Genomic DNA, 17,622 nt, shown 5'->3' on the forward strand with positions numbered 1-17,622 from the left:
GAATGAGTACGGCAACTTGGAATGGATCAGGCAAACAAACTGAAATGAAGAATCCACTCGATCCTTTGGATACTTTTTCCAGAAGACATATAGGTCCTGATGATGATCAGATCAAAGAAATGTTATCCACACTCGGATTATCCGGGTTGGAAGAGTTGGTGGCAAAAGCAGTTCCAGAAGGAATTCGTTTGGAAAAAGCCTTGGATCTTCCTAAGGCCTCTACCGAAAGAAAGATCTTAAACGATCTGAAAAAGATCGCTTCTAAAAACAAGTTGTATCGCTCTTATATCGGTTCCGGTTACCAAGCGAGCGTAATGCCTGGAGTGATCCAAAGAAATATTTTGGAAAATCCGGGTTGGTATACTGCTTATACTCCATACCAGGCGGAAATTTCCCAAGGAAGATTAGAGGCTCTTCTAAACTTCCAAACTATGATCATGGATCTAACTGGTTTGGAAATCTCAAATGCTTCGCTTTTGGATGAGGCTACAGCTGCAGCAGAAGCCGTATTCCTAGCGTATGGAATTCGTAAAAACGAAACATCCAAATTACTTTTTATCTCCGAGTTATGCCATCCTCAAACAATTGATGTGGTTCGCACAAGAGCACTTCCACTCGGGATCGAAGTAAAAGTTGGAAATCATTTAAACGCAGAACTAAACGAAGATTATTTTGCAGTTTTAGTTCAGTATCCTGGAACAGAAGGAACTGTTTATAATTACGAAAGTTTCTTCCAATTAGCTCATAATGTTGGAGCTCTAACAATTTGTGCAGCTGATCTACTTTCACTCACCGTTTTAAAAGCTCCCGGAGAATTCGGAGCGGATATCGCAGTAGGAAGCTCTCAAAGATTCGGATTACCTTATGGATTCGGTGGACCTCATGCAGGCTACTTTGCAACCAAGGACGAATTCAAAAGAAATATGCCAGGAAGACTCGTAGGAGTTTCCAAGGATAGCCAAGGAAATCCAGGACTCAGACTTTCTCTACAAACAAGAGAGCAACATATCAGAAGAGATAAGGCTACTTCTAATATCTGCACAGCGCAAGTTCTATTAGCGGTTCTATCTTCTATGTATGCTGTGTATCATGGTCCTAAAGGTTTAAAAGATATCGCCCTTAGAGTTCACAGACTTACTGAAACATTGTCTAAAAATTTGGAGAAGGGAGGCTTTGCTATCCAAAACAAAACCTTCTTCGATACCATCGTTTTAGATTTAGGATCTAAGGCTCAAACTTACATAGATGCAGCCTCTAAAAAAGAGATCAATTTCAGAAGTTTAGGAAACGGAAAAATTTCAATCGCTTTAGACGAGACTGTAGAAGTTTCCGATCTAGAAGACATTCTTTCCGTATTTGGAATCTCTAAGATTGATCTTTCTTTAGAAGGAATTTCTATCCCGAACGAATTTATCAGGACTTCCGAATATCTCACGCATCCAGTGTTTAACTCTCATCATACTGAAACGAAGATGTTGAGATACATTAGAAAATTGGAATCTAGAGATCTTTCTCTTACAACATCCATGATCCCTCTTGGTTCTTGTACGATGAAACTCAACGCCACTGTGGAAATGTTCCCGGTCACCTGGCCTGAGTTCTCTGATATTCATCCATTTGCACCTGCCTCCCAAACAGAAGGATACAGAACTGTATTCTCTCAATTGGAGTCTTGGCTCTCTCAGGTAACTGGATTCCCTGGAATTTCTCTCCAACCAAACGCTGGTTCTCAAGGAGAATATGCAGGACTTCTCGCAATCCGAAACTATCATATTAGCAGAGGGGATAAGGATAGAGATATTTGTTTGATCCCAATATCTGCACATGGAACTAACCCTGCTTCGGCCGCAATGGTTGGATTCAAGGTTGTTGTTGTTGCTTGCGATTCAGAAGGAAACGTAGACTTAGAAGATCTGAAAGCGAAAGCAAAAGAACATTCTAAAGATCTGGCTGCACTGATGATTACATATCCTTCTACACATGGAGTGTATGAAGAGCCTATTAAAGAAATCTGTTCCATCATTCATGAGAATGGGGGACAGGTTTATATGGACGGAGCGAATATGAACGCTCAGGTAGGAATTACAAGACCTGCAAATATCGGCGCTGATGTTTGCCATCTGAACTTACACAAAACCTTCTGTATTCCTCATGGTGGTGGCGGACCTGGAGTGGGACCAATCGGAGTTGCTGAACATCTGAAACCATTCTTACCTGGTCACCCTTTAGTAGATAACGGAACAGGCAACGAACACGGTGCTGTTTCAGCTGCTCCTTGGGGAAGTGCGAGTATTGTTCTGATCTCTTGGGTATACATTGCACTTTTAGGAACAGAAGGTTTGGAACAAGCTACCAAAGCTGCGATTCTAAACGCTAATTATATCGCAAAACGTTTAGAAAACTATTTCCCAGTACTTTACAAAGGTAAAAACGGATTCGTTGCTCACGAATGTATCTTGGATGTAAGACCTTTCAAAAAGACAAGCGGTGTAGAAGTAGAAGATATAGCAAAACGTCTGATGGACTACGGATTCCACGCACCTACAATGTCTTTTCCTGTTCCTGGAACTCTGATGATAGAACCTACTGAATCGGAGTCCCAAGAAGAATTGGATCGTTTCTGTGAAGCAATGATCTCTATCCATACAGAGATCCAAGAAATTGAGCAAGGTAAAGCGGATCCTAAAGACAATCCTCTGAAAAATGCACCTCATACTTCTGCGATGGTAATCTCAGACAATTGGGACCATGCTTATTCCAGAGAGAAGGCCGCTTATCCTGCACCTTGGACCAAAGAACATAAATTCTGGCCTTATGTGGGAAGAATAGATAACGTTTATGGAGATAGGAACCTAGTTTGTTCCTGCCTACCTTTAGATTCGTATCTCTAATTTTTTCTAAATATCAGAAGATAATAAAAAAGACCGGGGCAAACGCTCCGGTCTTTTTATTTTAAAAAGAACGAAATTAGAAATTAATCATCTTTCTTTTTCTTTTTAGATTTTTTAGACTTCTTGGAGTCGTCGTCATCATCTTTGTCTTTTTTAGATTTCTTTGACTTTTTAGATTTTTTGGAATCTCCATCATCGTCTTCGTCCTTATCCTTCTTGGATTTTTTGGACTTCTTAGAATCAGAGTCGTCGTCATCTTTATCTTTTTTGGATTTCTTGGATTCCTTATCGTCATCCTCATCCTTATCTTTCTTAGCCTTTTTCTTTTTCTTAGGCTCGTCTTTATCATCGTCTTCGTCTTTATCTTTAGATTTCTTAGTCTTAGATTTTTTAGAAGAATCTTCAGAATCGGAAGCCTTTCCAGGTTTAGCCCTGCAATAAGCGTTTACATTTGTTCCGTCTTGTTTGCTATAACCGGAAACCCAAGTACAATCTGAATCAGATTCACATTGACCTTTAGATAAGCCCTGGCATTGGGATTCTGCAGAAAGAGAAGTCCCACTTAAAATAAGCAGACCTGCAAATAGAATACTAGTTATGAATTTTAAAAGATATATCGGCTTACGATACATTCTATCGACTCCTAAATCGAATGGTTCGACAAGGATCTATATCGAAAAAGAATTTGCGATCTGAAATATTCCTATATTTCAAAAAAATTATATTAGAATCGTTTTAAAAAGGTGGGTCGGGAGGGGAATTCCTCCCGACCAAACACAGTCAGGAATCAACCGCCATAGTACATCAACTGGAACCCGCATATAGGATTTAAAATGCCCATCTAATCTAACATTAACTCCCCGGGTCCATACCTTAAGAGCGGTCCGCATTCTACTATCGAGTCTGCAAATCGTCAAGCTCACAAAATGAATAAGATGCAAATTTTGGAAAAAAATTTCATTTGGAAATATCTTTTTTCGAACACTCGATATTCCATGAATCGTATTATAGGATCATATTCACTATTTGTAATGATCTTTAAATAGATCGGCCGTATTCCAAACTTTATACTGATTGTTCAGATTTTGGTCGATGCAGAATAATCAGGACCAATAAGCCCCTATCTCAGATCTGAAATCTATCAAAAGGCCAAGTTAGGAATTTGAGTTTAAGTTTTAGGAGAAAATGCGGGAAGAAATAAAAAAGGCCGGAGGTTAATCCGGCCTTATATGATTACAGTAGAAACCCGGCAACGTCCTACTCTCCCACACAGCGAACCATGCAGTACCATTAGCGATGAGAGGCTTAACTTCCGTGTTCGGGATGGGAACGGGTGTGACCCTCTCTCTATAATCACCGAGAATCTATAACCAGTATTCCCGGCCGACCTCGGAAGTCTACTTTTTTTCAAAGAAAAAGAAGAAGTTTTTGGAAGTAGAAGGAGCCGATTTTTCCAAATTTCCCAGCTCCTCCAAATCAGATCCAAGGTTCAATATTCCAAAGAAAGTGCTCTCACTTCTTCTTTGGAATATGCATCCGGTTTTTTTAATATTTGGACCAATGCTTTAAATTCTCGTGGGAGAAGTTTTCCTGGATGTTTATTAAAATAATATTTGGAAGATCTGTAGATTCCGTTTAAGCCACGACCCCAATACACTAAATTCAAATAATATTCTAAAACTCCCCTCTTACCCAATTCTTCATCAAGAGCTTGGGCAATTCGGATCTCTCTTAGTTTGCGTGTTAATGTTTTGTCTCTGGATAAGAATAATGTCCTGGCAAGCTGTTGGTCTATTGTGCTTGCCCCTCTTAATCTTCTGAAGAAAAAGACTGCTTGTATGATAGAAGATTGTATATCCGCTAATGAGTATCCTCTATGCCTGTAAAATCTATAGTCTTCTACCTCGACCAAATATTCCAAACTGCCAGGTGGTAATTCTTCTAATCTTACCCAGTCGTTTTCGAGTGGGACAGACTCTAAGTTTTCTGGTAGATAAACTAATTTGTTCTCTCTGAACAAGATCCTTTTTTCAGGGAAGGTTTGGTAATAAATAAGAAGAAGGAATACTAATACCAGAATACTTCTGATCCCAAAGAAAAACCATTTATGGAAGAAATGATTTCCTTCTCTCATTGGACTTCAGGTTTGATCTGCTTATCGTATATTAAAAATACTTCCTGCTCTAACTGTTCGGAAGATATCAGTTTCCAATCTGCTTGGTCAAAATTATGATATGCGGATTCTCCTCCAGTGATCGAAGGCAATCCGGATTGCCCTATAAAGAATGGAACTATTGTAAGATAGAGTCTATCAACGAGTCCTTTTCTGAAAAAAGAATCATTCAGCCTTGGTCCACCTTCTAAAAGTATTTTGGAATACCCTCTTTTTTCCAATTCTTTCAGTATGATCTCGGGATCCAGATCCTCTCCCTTTAATGGAACTATCTCTGCAAACTCTAATAATTCGGATTTTACCTGGGATTCATTTTTAGAAGTACAGAACAGTAAAGGTTTTATTTTAGAAAAATGGAATACTTTTCTATCAGAAGGGAGTGTCCCAGTTCTAACAAGTAGAATTGCCCTCGGCTCCTTCTTAGATTCGACATATCTTAAATGAGTGACTGGATCGTCGTTAAGAAGACTGTTTTTCCCTAGGATGAGAGCATCTGCTTCGGAGCGGATCTGATCCATTCTTCTCTTATCATTTCGAGAAGAAAGACCATACCATTTTCCGTCGGGACGGCATACCTTTCCATCCAAGGTCATAGCCATATTCACGGCCAAAAAAGGACGGTTCATTGAGGTTTAGATGCAAGGGTTTCGGAAAGCAATTTGAGAACTCTTCCTCTGCAGGTACCACATCCGGTACAACAACTTGTGTCTCTCATCAATTTACCCAAAGTATCATTCCCTCTGCGGATAGAATTTGTAATATCCTCTTCGGATACTTGGTTGCATACGCAAACCTTTCTAGGTCGCATCAGGGCGTTCAGATCTATTTGACTAAAGTCGGAAGAATTCATTAGGCCTTCTAATTATTGGACGCCGAAAGCAAAACCATCACTCAAGCTAAACATAAGAAGGTCAGGATCAAGAGAATTTTTTTCCAATTCCGCTAAGTCGCCATGCGGGCTTCAGGGAAGCTAAAGGCTTTTATAACAGATTCCAGAAAGGATATTTCTCGTTGACAGCCGGACTTTCAAGCTCATCCTCATTCGGAAAATTCCATAAAGGAAACTTAAAGAATGCAAGTGACCAAACGCGCTCCCTTAAGGGAAATATTCGGATGGTGCATGTTCGATTTCGCCAATTCTAGTTATACCACTGTAATTATAACAGTCATCTACTGCAGAGTTTTCGCCGAAGTAATCGTTCCAATCTCCTCCAATCCGGCAAATCCTTACGAGGACGGGAATTTTTTATTTGGACTAGCTTTATTTTTCTCCTATCTATTAGTCGTAGTAACTGGGCCGTTATTCGGAGCTATCTCCGACTTTTCAGCCAAAAAGAAAACATTCCTTTTCTGGAGTTATATTAGCTGCGTAATCAGCACCGCTGCTTTTTGGTTAGTTGCTACTCCCGGTTCTTGGGAGTTAGGTTTTGCTTTAATCATACTCTCCAACTTCTTCTTTGCTTCCGGAGAAAACTTTGCGTCTTCTTTCCTGCCTCATTTAGGTCCTAAGGAGGAATTAGGAAAAATTTCTGGGTATGCTTGGGGAGTCGGATATATGGGAGGACTTCTTTCCGTATTCTTAGTCCAGACTTTTGTGGCACCGTCAATTGACCCTGCGATCTACAGCTCACTTCGATTTGTAGGACCTCTTACTGCACTTTTCTTTTTACTGGCTGGAATTCCTACATTCTTACTCTTGAAAGAATACCAACCCCATGCGGAAAGACCGGAAGGAAAAAGTTACATTTCGATCGGATTCGGACAATTGATAGAAACCTTAAAGTCGATAGGTTACTTCAGAGACTTAGTTATATATTTGATCTCACTTTTCTTCTCCATGGCTGCTCTTGCTATCGTGATAGCATTTGCTTTCTTGTATGGAAACCAAGAGATCAAGATCACATCAGGACAAGAAACTGCGTTATTTATCTTGCTCCAATTTTTCGCCATGATCGGTGCGATATTCTTCGGGTTCGTTCAAGATAGGATCGGAGCTAAAAAAACTTTCAATATCACATTAATCTTTTGGATCTTCTGTCTGATCGGGATCTATTTTGTAAGGGAGATCACCGGCTTTGTGAACGGACTAGGAGTGGATATCTCTGTACAATGGGTATTCGTGATCTTTGGAACCCTTGCAGGTTCGGGAGTTGGTTCTACACAATCGGCAAGTAGAGCGATTGTTGGGATTTTTTCCCCTGAATCCAAGTCCGGAGAATTTTTTGGTCTTTGGGGCCTCTCGGGAAAACTGGCAGCTGCAATTGGAGTGTTTGCAATCGGTATATTACAGAAAATTTTCGATCTAAGAAATGCATTCTTAGTCGTTGCTGTATTCTTCTTTATCTCTTTGATCATTAATACATTTGTAAACGAAAAGAGAGGGATTGAAAAAGCGAAGGATTGGGAAAGGAATGGAGGACATTAGTCCTCCTTCTACTAAGCTTTTGCTTGAAAATCCAAAGTTCTGGATTATACTTACATCGTGGCCGGCACTGAGTTCAATACAGAAGATGAGTTCGAATCCCACCAAAGCCAAAGAAAATTGGCTTTGGCGACTATGGACGAGTTGACTCAAACAAAATTGGATCTTTTAGATGCTGGTAAAGAAATTCCTAAATTTCTAAACTATGCCATCTCTTACTTGAACCGTAAATATCTAACAGAAGAAAAAGTGATTAGCGATCTGATCGTAAGAAGAGACTCCGCGAATTAATTATTCGTCGTCATCATCCTTTTCTTTTTCAGCTTCTATTCGTATTTCAGAAATCACAGCTTGGGCCTCATCAAAAATCGGAGTTAGGGTAGAAGTATCCGAATCTATCTCGCTAACAGTATCTTCCAGATAATAAATGCCTTGTGTAGTTAAGAAAAAAAATCTCACCTGATCCAAGTCCGGATTCGGGGTCCAGCGAACCTTCTTTCCTTGTTTCCAGAGATAGGCGTATTTGTGGATTAAACGGACGGAACTTTTTTTAATACTTTCTCTTCCGCCACCACCTATAAAAGAAGCTCCAGAGGTTAAGAAGATACTTGCGTCTCCAGAAAGAAAAGTGACTAAAGTGACTATCTCTCTTTGGGTAGGCCAGTCCATAATGATCCCATAAACAACTGTTTTACCATTCGGATTTTGAATGCCAATATCATCGTATTCTGTTTCGAATGCGAGTTCCCTTAATTCTTTGTAAGGCGTCTTATCTATGGAAGGACTACACGCAAAGAGCAGTAATATGCATATTATATTATAAAAACTATATTTGGATATTAAGCCTAAAAACTTCTCTGACATGCGAATATACCGCTTTTTTTCCAAAGGAATATCTTTAAAAATCTATCCTATTAAACATGAGGAAAGACTTCTTTTTGTAAAAAGAAGGAAGAGAACCTAAGAAAAATTCCTGGATCTGAAAAAATCAAATCCTTCTTATTTCTTTTTGGTCTTTTTCTTTGGAGTCTTAGAGGCTGCTTTTTTCTTAGGAGAAGATTTTTTAGGAACAGACTTCTTCTTGGCAGGTTTTTTCTTAGCTACTGTCTTTTTCTTACCTTCTTCGCTACTGGTAAGGCTTGGGTCTCTTTCCATATTTTTAACATGAGAAGAATGTCTGAATCTAAGTGCAGACCAATCATCGTCTATGGAGATCAATCTTACCCCTTCGAAACTGATCTTTCCAAGAGGGTCCCAACCTGCATCTCTATGAATGGATACATTGTATTTACGGGATGTCTTTTTTGGATAGGCTAACCATAAGAGTCCGTCATCTATCAAGGTGGTTGGCACCATAGAAGCAATATTCCGGATCTCAACTTCGGTTTGAACAAATGCAAGTATGAGTCTATATCTTTTTCCGGACCTTAGCGCTCTATCAACCGGAGCCCCTAAACTGGAAAGTGCAGGTTCGAATTCATAAGGAGAAGATAAAACACAAATCTCCCCTTCGCCAGGTTTGAATTGTAATTTACCGAACACGGAATGGATAGCCATCGGTAAATAGAATCCTTTTCGCCAAGAAAAGGCAAGCGAGAAACCGAAAACATTATTTGGCTCGATTGCTTATCTATTGGATATTCTTAAAATACCGACCTTCTCCCTATTCATGGGATCTATTGTTTTAGCTAGGTAGATAACAATTGTTATCCAATGAGTAGGAACTAACGTCATGCGTAAGAGGATAAACGTATTGGAAGTTTAAACGACAAGAGATACTGCTAGTTTTGCCACAGATTTTCCTTTTTCTGGTTGTACTCGAAAGCATAGTATACTATGATATATCTCAATAACAAAAAGGCGAACCGTTTGGTCCGCCTTTTCCCTTATTCTAAAGTTATAAAATTCTATTATTGGAATTCCAACATTTTAGAGACTAATCTCTTTTGATTGAGTTCCAGGTCGCGTAGCTTATGGCGAACATTCTTGTCGACCCTGCGCAAATATTTTTTATATGTTACAATAATCTGTTTTTGTTTATTATAAGGTAAAGGATTAGTTTCCTCATGTAGTTTGGTCTCCACACTAGGTGGTATGGATTGAACAGGAGTATCTGGCCAGATCAATTCAGTGTCATGGCTAGAATAGTATTCTAATTTAATCTCTTTATTATTATTCGGAGTTCTTTTTCCTTCAGTTCCGATCTGAGGTCCCTTAGGATCTATATTGATCACTCTACGCATCTCTCTTACGAAAATTTCTCCATTAGAGTTCGTACGTTTGAATTGCATAATGATCTTTTCTAGTTTTTCAGGATTATTTCCTGGATAGATAAAAATACGTGCATTATAAAGATAAGTTTTAGGAAAGTCCCAGAAGGATTCTCCGGAACCCATATCCAACTCAAGATACGGTTTATTATCCCTATCCGTTTTTAAGAACTGAGGCAATTCCTGAGGTTCGTCACCGATATATCTTAATGCTTTTTTGGTTGTGTCCATCTGAAGGATCTTATTGATCTGATGGATATTCTGAGAGATAGAAGCATGCAAATTATCTATCTCGATATCAGAAAACCCTGCCTTGCGGATGGCTTCGATCTGACGTTCTATTTCTCTTTCTTCCATAGTGAGGATTTTAGGTGCCGCATCTATTTGTATGAATACGGCCAAAAGAGAAATTATGAGAAAGATAAGGGTTTTCATTAGATGCCTTCCTTCTAAATATCGAAAAGACTATACCCCATTCTTGATCCTAAAAAGGATTTTTTCAAGGGTTCTTTCCTGATTATGCCTCGAATCTTCCGCCCGAACGCCTATTTCGAAGAAGAACTCCGACTAGGAAAATTATTTCCGAGGGAATTAGAGGCAAGAAATTCTATTTTAGAATCCTCATTTCTAGTCCTGAATTCATTTCCTGGCTCTGCAAAGGTTTTAGCTCATTCTCCTCCTGAAGAAAATTGGATCAAATATTGGAATGAGAAGGAAATACAGATCCCAAAACCTATCCTTCTAAGAAATATAAAACAATCTCTGCAAAAAGAAAAAGAGATCCAACTGGAAGAATGGGGAAAGATTTCCCGTTGGAATTCCCATATCGGAAATCTGGAGATAGATCAAACGTCTGCTGATTCCGCAAAAACGTATGGATCTAAGCTGAATCAAAATGATTGGAACCATGAATCCAATCCTGATTTTTTTTCTTATTCGATCCGTAGTAATGAGGACTGGGAGAATTTTCTAAAGAAGGAAGAAGATCACTTTTCTCCGGATCAAAAATTCGTTTTTAAAACTGAGTTCGGATTTGCAGGCGCTCAGAAATTTAGAGATGTTGCGGGCCTCAAAGAACTTGCCTATTTATTCTTAAAGGTAAAGAGAGAACCTTTTCTGATCGAGACTTGGGTAGATAGAACCAAAGATTTTAGCTTATTATTTTCCGCAAAAAATGGACAATATAGAATAGAAGAAGGCACCATTCTACTCAACGATCACAAGGGAAAATACTCCGGAACCTGGATGGGAGAATTTTCAGAAATCGAAAATTACCTTTCTGGAATGTCGGAAAGTTTTTCTAAAGTCTCCAAATTCCATCCAAACTACGAAGGATACGGTTCTGTTGATTCTTTCTTTTACAGATCTAAAGGAACCCAGGTTTTACGTGAAATTTCGGAAGTAAATTTCAGATGGACAATGGGCTATTTATTGTTGGAACTCCGACGTAGATTTCCTAAGAAGGGAAACGACCTTCTGCTTTTCTTGCCTAAAGTCCAAAACTCAGATCCATATTCCAGATTAAAGATTTGGGAGAAGGAAACAGGCTGGGAAATTCTTCCGCTCTCTACATTCTTCTCCCCTTACAGAAGACCTAACCAGAAAAACTTAATTTGGGTCCGTCTTCCTGCCTCAAAAAACCAATCCCCCTGGGAAGAGGCTAAAATCGTTTCGGAAAGCAGTATCCGAGCTATAGGCCCCTGAAATGTACTTGTGATTCTTTACCTGCCTCCGAGACTGGTTCCAATCCCTTTGGGGAACTATAGCCTGCAGATATTACTCAGGTTTCAGGAAAAGAGATGGAACTGTTTCTCAATTACTCGCTGTATATTATCGTAAGTATCGGATTCTTGATTCCCTTCACTGGATTTGTTGTCGGAGCGGGAGCAATCGTAAATGCTACCGTTGCTGGATTTGCCGTTAACTTGTTGGCTCAAATCGTAGAAGAGGACAGACTCAAGGCTTATCTCGAAAAGAATAAGTCCACTATGATCGGTCAGGCTTTATTAAAAGCTGTCGAGGCAGGTAAGACTAAATTAGCACCCGGTTCAGTTGTTTCTCATGCAGAAGAGCATGGTCATGACGGACATCATCTGATCTCCGTTCAAACTTACTCTCTTGTATTTGCTGCACTGATAGTTGGAACTGTAATCACTGTATTAGTAGCTCAAGTAGACTTCGGAGCTATGAACACTGTGATCGCTATGCTTGTAGCGACCATCAAAGCTTCCTTAGTATTAGCTTATTTCATGCACCTTAAGTATGATAATGTAATGAACAGAGTGATCTTCGGATCTGGCTTCTTGTTCTTACTTCTTCTTTTTGGATTCTCTGTAGCGGACATCTACACAAGAGCGAAAATTTTCGCAGGCTTCCCTTACTAAGAATATAACAATACTTTCGAGTATTTCAAAAGAACCGGCTTTAATGCCGGTTTTTTTGTAGCCTGAGGTTTTCCTTTCAGCTTTCGTATCCGAATCGAATAGAGGAAGTATGGCAGCAGGATACTCAGGCACACCCTTGGCCAAAAAGTTAGGATTTAAAGAAGGCCAGTTTGCAATCATCATCAATGAGCCGAAAGAATTCAAAGGCTTATTAGAAGAACTTCCTCATAATATTACATTTAAAAAGAAGTTAGTGGGAAGTTTCGATTATATTCATTTTTTCTGTAAGAGCAAAGACGAACTTTCGAAAAACTTTTCTAAGTTCCCGGACTTTCTAGCGGACAAAGGAATGGTTTGGATTTCTTGGCCTAAGATAAGTTCAGGTGTGAAAACCGACTTAAAAGAAGATACAATCCGAGAAATAGGCTTGAAGACAGGATTGGTAGACGTTAAAGTCTGCGCAATCGATTCGGTTTGGTCCGGTTTACTTTTCAGAAGAAGAAAAAGTTAATCCGTATTAAATATTTGGAAACTTGAACATGATCCTATTAAAACGTTACAGCTTAGGTTTCTTATTGCCAGGGATCATTTTATGTTTTGCCTGTATCGAAAAAGTTCCTGAAATCAAAAAGACAATCGAGATCCCTGAACTAGGTTTAGTGTTAAATTACGAAGGTTGGATCTATGAAGAATATAATCCAAATCGAGATAGCTCCGACCCCAATCGTTCTAAGAACAAAAAAGAACCCCAAAACGATAAACAAGTAAAGGTAATGTTCTATCTTTTTGAACCCGAGCAAAACAAGGGTTCGGAGATTAGGACTAATATCAATTTTGTATCTGAACCTATTCCTGCAAAATATTCCAAAGCGACCTTAGAGGATTACGTAGCGTCCATCAGTGGATTGTATTCGAATATATATAAAGAATATGAAATACTGTCCGTTCCTCAAAAATGCGGCTTCGGAAAAGAAAAATGTATCTTTTTTGAATCCAAGTTCGCTCTTCCAAATACTGCAGAAAAAAAACAAATCCGGACCTTACAATGGATCTTTTTCAAAGAAGGAAATGTTTATATTTTTACAGGAACAATTCCCGAGTCGGAATATTCTGAGAAGTATAAAAAGATCCTAAACACAATCCAGACTCTTACTGAAAAGAAAGAGAACTCGAATTAAAATTTGAAACAGTTTTAGTATTTATACAGTAGTTCTTTCCTTCGTTATATCCTCGTATTCAACAAGGAGCTTATAGATCATCACTGCTTCCTTCCAAATATGGATCTTTCCTTCTCGATTCAAATTTCTGACATATTCATTGACTTCCGGAAGCCTGGATCTGAAAAAATAGAATAATTTTTTATCCTCAATCGCAATATGACTTACTAACCAATCTTTTAGATCTTGGATCAATATAGCCAAGGACTCTAATTCCTCTTTTTCACTTCTTTCTATCATTTCGCTAATGAGTATATTAAAGTTCTCATGTTGCTTTTGATGATTCCTTTCTCCGATATAGCGAAAATTATGCATGATCGCTTCTTCCGTACTAAAATGTTCTCTAATATATTCTATTGTTTCTTGGATAGCTTTCTTAAGTTCTAAACTCAAATCCTTGCTACCAATTTCCTGCTTTAACTTCTGTTTATACAATTTATCCGTCTTAACCAAAAGTTGTAAAAGCCATAAATGTTGGATATCCACAATAGCAATCCCAGTTTTAAGCCTATAACGATACCAAAGATCTGAGATCAGTTTTAAGTTATCTTCACCTATAACATTAAATTCTTTAGATACAGTTTGTTTAGAGGAATACACTACTGCAGCATAGAGATCTTCGATTTCCTTTGCATGAGGAGAAGATCTCAATCTTTCATTCAGTAAGGAGGAAATTTCCTGAGTGATATTAATATCTGCGAGATCAACGTATTGCCGGTCTTCGCTAAGAATATGCCTGAATAACCACTTTTTCAGATTTTTTAATAATTCCAGAACCGCATGTTCGAAATTTCCTTCAAAATTCTTTCTAACGCGGTTCTTCAAAGCGGTTAGAAACCGCATATGTTGTAATCTATGCTGCCCTAGTTTCGTATAACCGATACTCTCCAAAAGTTTTTCTTCCAAAGCAAAATGTTCGGCTGCATAATCTAATGTTTTAGAAAGTGCATTTGTAAACGTGGTTTCTAATTCAGATCTGGTTCCCGACTCGAGTTTATCTTCTAAATCAGCAAGAATTCCGATCAACCAAAGATGTTGTTTATCTATTTCAGGAATTCCTAAAGAAAGATCGAATGTCTTCCAAATGCCTCTGATTTTTTCTATAACCCTTTCGTCATACATGAGATCATCCTTATAACTGTTTTACGAAAAACTGTTACAAGGATTCGTGAGTGAGGTTCGGGACGAATCAGAAATCGAACTAAAGGAATTGATTTATATCAAATGCAAAGAGGAGAGGTAGTAAAAAAGTAAATCAGAAACCGTATCTTTTAATGATAGATTTTGCTTCTTCTACAAAAGAACTTTCTTCTTCCTTTGTAAAAGGTTTGAATACATTCTCTTTGAATCTTTTCGCTAATTGTATGTATTCCAAACAACCCGCGATACTCATCTCAGGTTTTGCTTTTTTTTCGTAGATCACAATGTCACCATTCTTAGGGAGGACCATAGCTCTAGGAGGAATTTTTTTACCACCTCTGATCATACAACCGGCGAGTATCATCGCACCGTCTCCAATCACTGCTTCATCCAAAATGATGGCCCCTATTCCGATCAAACATCCCTTACCGATCTTACAACCGTGAAGCATTGTATTATGACCTACTAATGTATAATCATCTATAAATAAGCTACCGGTAGAATCAGTATGAAGTGTGCTATTATCCTGGATATTAACCCCTTCTCCCAATTTGATCTCATTTAGATCTGCACGAACAACAGCACCAGGCCAGAGAGAAGAGAGAGGTCCCATCTCCAGCATACCAAACGCAGTCGCAGCTGGATGGATAAATGCAGTTTCGTGGATCTTCATAATCTAACGAAGAGGATAACCTGAAGAATTTGCGATCTGTATCAAACGATCCGTGATCTCTTTGATCCTATCTTGAGTTAAGTTCTTATCCTGGCTTAAAAGTTTGAATCTATAAGAAACAGACTTTTTGTTTTCCGGAAGATTACCGCCGGTAAACACAACGGTAACTTTTACATCCTGCAATTCAGGGAATTTTTCTTTTAATGCAGCATCGCTGAACTTTGAAGAAGATTCATTCAAATCCATCACTAAAGAAAGATCGATCTCTGTCTGAGGAAAATGAGAAGGAGGAACAAAATAATTCTTATTACGTTCTTGGGTCCAAACTTCTAACAAAGAAGCAAATTCGAATCTACCTAAGATGACTCTCTTTTTAATATCCGCAGAATCCAAAGCAGCAGGATGAGCGTATCCCAACTCTCCAACTTTTTTGCCGGAAACGAATAAGGAAAGAGAAGCCTTGGGGTGGAAATATCCTTTTTCTTCTATCTTCCATTCGATCTCTCTTAGGTTTAAATGCCTTAATACTTTTTCGACACCCGTCCTGACTTCCAGGAAATCGGATTCTAAAACATTTAGATCCTTCTCATTAGATTTCCTGCCGAAAGATACTGCCCAAACAAACCATTTGGATTCATTAAAAGGTTCTTCTGCTTTTTTATATGTTCGACCAAATTCGAAAATTTTCAATTTCTCGAATCGATCTCCATTGAGTCTGATATTTTTCAAAAGAGAAGGATATAAGGAAGTCCTTAGATATGCCTGCTCATCCGGCATTGCATTTAAGATCTTAATAGAATCTTTCACTTCTTCTTCGAAAGAATTATCCTTAAAGGAAGCATAAGAATAATTGAATACTTCGTTATATCCTAGGTTCTGCGAGAAGGTCCTTTTTAGATGTTTTTCCAGCTCACGAGAGAAATTACGATTAGGAGGTTTTACATCTGAGGCCAAAGGACGAACGGGAATAGATGCATATCCTAAAGTACGGCCTATCTCTTCTACTATATCTTCTGGAATGGTGATATCGTAATTATGCCTGTATTTAGGAACCAGAACCTTTACAGTATCTCCTTTCCATTCTGTGGAAAAAGAAAGTTGCTTAAGGATTTTATCAGATATAGTTTGATCGATCTCTGTGCCTAATTTTCTGTTCAAGAAACCAAGGCTGACCTCTATCTCTACTTTTTTATCAGCGGTATGAATGTATCCTGCAGGCAAGCTCGCCTTTAAATCAGGACATCCATTTTCTTTTAAAAGATTTAATGCTCTTTTGATAATAGGAAGAGTAGTTGTCGCTTCGAGACCTTTTTCGTATCGAACAGAAGATTCGGAACGAATTCCCGTTTTACGAATAGATTTACGAACAAATTCTCTTGGAAAAACTGCAGATTCTAAAATTACTTTTTTGGAATTTGAATCCACTGCAGTATCCGCTCCGCCCATCACACCTGCAATCGCCACACCTTTTTTAGAGTTACGAATGATCAATATTTCAGGATCGAGTTTAGGAGCAGTCTCGTCTAAAAGAGGAAAACTTTCGTCCTTCTTCGCATAATCTACCTCTAATTCAATCCCACCTTGAGCGGATAATTTATCAGAATCAAAGAAGTGAGTAGGCTGCCCCGCTTCTAATAATAAGTAATTGGAAACATCGACAACATTATTGATCACTCTCACTCCGCATTTTTTTAAACGAGAACGAACAGTTTTGTTAGAAGGTTTGATCTGAACTCCTTCAATCGAAGAAGAATAATAAGAATGCGCGTATTCTGTTTCTTTTACCTTTGGAGATATTACATCTTTGGAAAATTCCCAGTTCGTTTCGAAAGGATTCAACTTGATCGGTAGATTTAGTTGGGCGGCAAGTTCTCTTGCGAATCCGAAATGGCTCCATAGATCCGGGCGATGTGTAATTGATTTATTATCAATATCTAAAATAGTATCTCTGAATCCGAAATACTCTCTTAAGTTCTGACCAGGTTTTGCTTCCGGATCATCCAGAATCATAACACCTACATCCTCTTCTGAAAGACCTAACTCTTTTTCAGAACAAAGCATACCGGAACTTTTTACTCCACGAAGTTCTGACTCTAGGATTTTTTTATCTCCTAACTCTGCCCCTGGAACAGCTAATGGGACCAAGTCTCCTACTTTTAAATTAGGAGCACCCGATACGATCTGGATCTTATTTTTTCCGTCAGAAACCTGAGCGACTTGGAGTTTGTCTGCCTGAGGATGTTTTTCTAAGGATTCAATCTTAACTAAAACGACCTTCTCTAAGTGAGAAAAATAATCCTCTACCCCATCCACTTCACATATGGAAGCTGCAATTTTTTTTAGGACATCCTCGAGGGACACATCCTTGATAGGGGTAAAATCGTTAATCCAATCCAGGGATAATTTCACGTAAACTGTCTCCTAAGGCCGAATATCTGGCGGAGTAGTTTAA

The 17,622-nt window shown here is 38.6% G+C and carries 17 protein-coding genes and 1 rRNA gene; 7 read left to right on the forward strand and 11 right to left on the reverse strand.

Annotation, left to right across the window (positions count from 1 at the left end; translation table 11 throughout):
- Positions 1-2 precede the first annotated feature (2 nt).
- Positions 3-2,891: an aminomethyl-transferring glycine dehydrogenase gene (gcvP, locus tag B1C82_RS09465; RefSeq protein ID WP_086447348.1), complete on the forward strand. Its 2,889-nt coding sequence runs from the start codon at positions 3-5 to the stop codon at positions 2,889-2,891.
- 83 nt (positions 2,892-2,974) lie between these two features.
- Here gcvP and B1C82_RS09470 read toward each other — a convergent pair whose 3' ends face one another.
- From B1C82_RS09470 to B1C82_RS09490, 5 genes are all read right to left on the reverse strand, one after another.
- Positions 2,975-3,523 (reverse strand): hypothetical protein, encoded by a 549-nt coding sequence (locus B1C82_RS09470; protein ID WP_086447349.1) that lies wholly within the window; start codon positions 3,521-3,523, stop codon positions 2,975-2,977.
- Positions 3,524-4,135: 612 nt separating this feature from the next.
- Positions 4,136-4,252: ribosomal RNA gene (gene rrf, locus B1C82_RS09475) — 5S ribosomal RNA — on the reverse strand.
- Positions 4,253-4,380: 128 nt separating this feature from the next.
- Complete coding sequence (locus B1C82_RS09480; RefSeq protein ID WP_086447350.1) at positions 4,381-5,025, reverse strand: biosynthetic peptidoglycan transglycosylase; 645 nt, start codon at positions 5,023-5,025, stop codon at positions 4,381-4,383.
- Complete coding sequence (locus B1C82_RS09485; protein ID WP_086447351.1) at positions 5,022-5,690, reverse strand: RibD family protein; 669 nt, start codon at positions 5,688-5,690, stop codon at positions 5,022-5,024. The genes B1C82_RS09480 and B1C82_RS09485 overlap by 4 nt, the downstream gene beginning before the upstream one ends.
- Positions 5,687-5,914, reverse strand: coding sequence for a (2Fe-2S)-binding protein (locus B1C82_RS09490; RefSeq protein WP_008589782.1), 228 nt, complete (start codon positions 5,912-5,914; stop codon positions 5,687-5,689). The genes B1C82_RS09485 and B1C82_RS09490 overlap by 4 nt, the downstream gene beginning before the upstream one ends.
- A gap of 222 nt (positions 5,915-6,136) precedes the next feature.
- On the opposite strand from B1C82_RS09490, the gene B1C82_RS09495 reads away from it, so the two are divergent.
- Entirely contained in the window at positions 6,137-7,489 is a 1,353-nt protein-coding gene (locus B1C82_RS09495; RefSeq protein WP_086447352.1) for an MFS transporter, read from the forward strand.
- A 57-nt stretch (positions 7,490-7,546) separates the two neighbouring features.
- On the forward strand, positions 7,547-7,777 hold the full coding sequence (locus tag B1C82_RS09500) for a hypothetical protein (RefSeq protein ID WP_086447353.1): 231 nt from the start codon (positions 7,547-7,549) through the stop codon (positions 7,775-7,777).
- Here the strand turns inward: B1C82_RS09500 and B1C82_RS09505 are convergent, their stop codons facing one another.
- The 3 genes from B1C82_RS09505 to B1C82_RS09515 form a co-directional block, all read right to left on the reverse strand.
- Entirely contained in the window at positions 7,778-8,350 is a 573-nt protein-coding gene (locus B1C82_RS09505) for a hypothetical protein (RefSeq protein WP_086447354.1), read from the reverse strand.
- 135 nt (positions 8,351-8,485) lie between these two features.
- A complete protein-coding gene (locus tag B1C82_RS09510) occupies positions 8,486-9,043 on the reverse strand; it encodes a hypothetical protein (RefSeq protein WP_086447355.1) in 558 nt (185 codons plus the stop codon).
- 353 nt (positions 9,044-9,396) lie between these two features.
- Positions 9,397-10,191, reverse strand: coding sequence for an LIC13212 family protein (locus B1C82_RS09515; protein ID WP_086447356.1), 795 nt, complete (start codon positions 10,189-10,191; stop codon positions 9,397-9,399).
- 84 nt (positions 10,192-10,275) lie between these two features.
- On the opposite strand from B1C82_RS09515, the gene B1C82_RS09520 reads away from it, so the two are divergent.
- The 4 genes from B1C82_RS09520 (at position 10,276) to B1C82_RS09535 (ending at position 13,318) form a co-directional block, all read left to right on the forward strand.
- Positions 10,276-11,460 carry a hypothetical protein gene (locus B1C82_RS09520; RefSeq protein ID WP_086447357.1) on the forward strand — a complete coding sequence of 395 codons (1,185 nt, stop codon included), beginning with the start codon at positions 10,276-10,278 and terminating at the stop codon, positions 11,458-11,460.
- Positions 11,461-11,555: 95 nt separating this feature from the next.
- Entirely contained in the window at positions 11,556-12,140 is a 585-nt protein-coding gene (locus B1C82_RS09525; protein ID WP_086447358.1) for a cytochrome C oxidase subunit IV family protein, read from the forward strand.
- 109 nt (positions 12,141-12,249) lie between these two features.
- Positions 12,250-12,651, forward strand: a complete 402-nt coding sequence (locus B1C82_RS09530) for a DUF3052 family protein (RefSeq protein WP_086447359.1) — start codon at positions 12,250-12,252, stop codon at positions 12,649-12,651.
- 28 nt (positions 12,652-12,679) lie between these two features.
- Positions 12,680-13,318 (forward strand): LIC_13215 family putative lipoprotein, encoded by a 639-nt coding sequence (locus B1C82_RS09535; protein ID WP_086447360.1) that lies wholly within the window; start codon positions 12,680-12,682, stop codon positions 13,316-13,318.
- Between the two features lie 21 nt (positions 13,319-13,339).
- On the opposite strand, the gene B1C82_RS09540 is transcribed toward B1C82_RS09535, so the two are convergent.
- The 3 genes from B1C82_RS09540 to pheT form a co-directional block, all read right to left on the reverse strand.
- Positions 13,340-14,479, reverse strand: a complete 1,140-nt coding sequence (locus tag B1C82_RS09540; RefSeq protein WP_086447361.1) for a bacteriohemerythrin — start codon at positions 14,477-14,479, stop codon at positions 13,340-13,342.
- A gap of 133 nt (positions 14,480-14,612) precedes the next feature.
- A complete protein-coding gene (locus B1C82_RS09545) occupies positions 14,613-15,170 on the reverse strand; it encodes a gamma carbonic anhydrase family protein (protein WP_086447362.1) in 558 nt (185 codons plus the stop codon).
- A gap of 3 nt (positions 15,171-15,173) precedes the next feature.
- Positions 15,174-17,579: a phenylalanine--tRNA ligase subunit beta gene (pheT, locus tag B1C82_RS09550; RefSeq protein WP_086447363.1), complete on the reverse strand. Its 2,406-nt coding sequence runs from the start codon at positions 17,577-17,579 to the stop codon at positions 15,174-15,176.
- Positions 17,580-17,622: the final 43 nt, after the last annotated feature.

The sequence above is a fragment of the Leptospira venezuelensis genome (genome assembly GCF_002150035.1).
GTDB classification, from domain to species: domain Bacteria; phylum Spirochaetota; class Leptospiria; order Leptospirales; family Leptospiraceae; genus Leptospira_B; species Leptospira_B venezuelensis.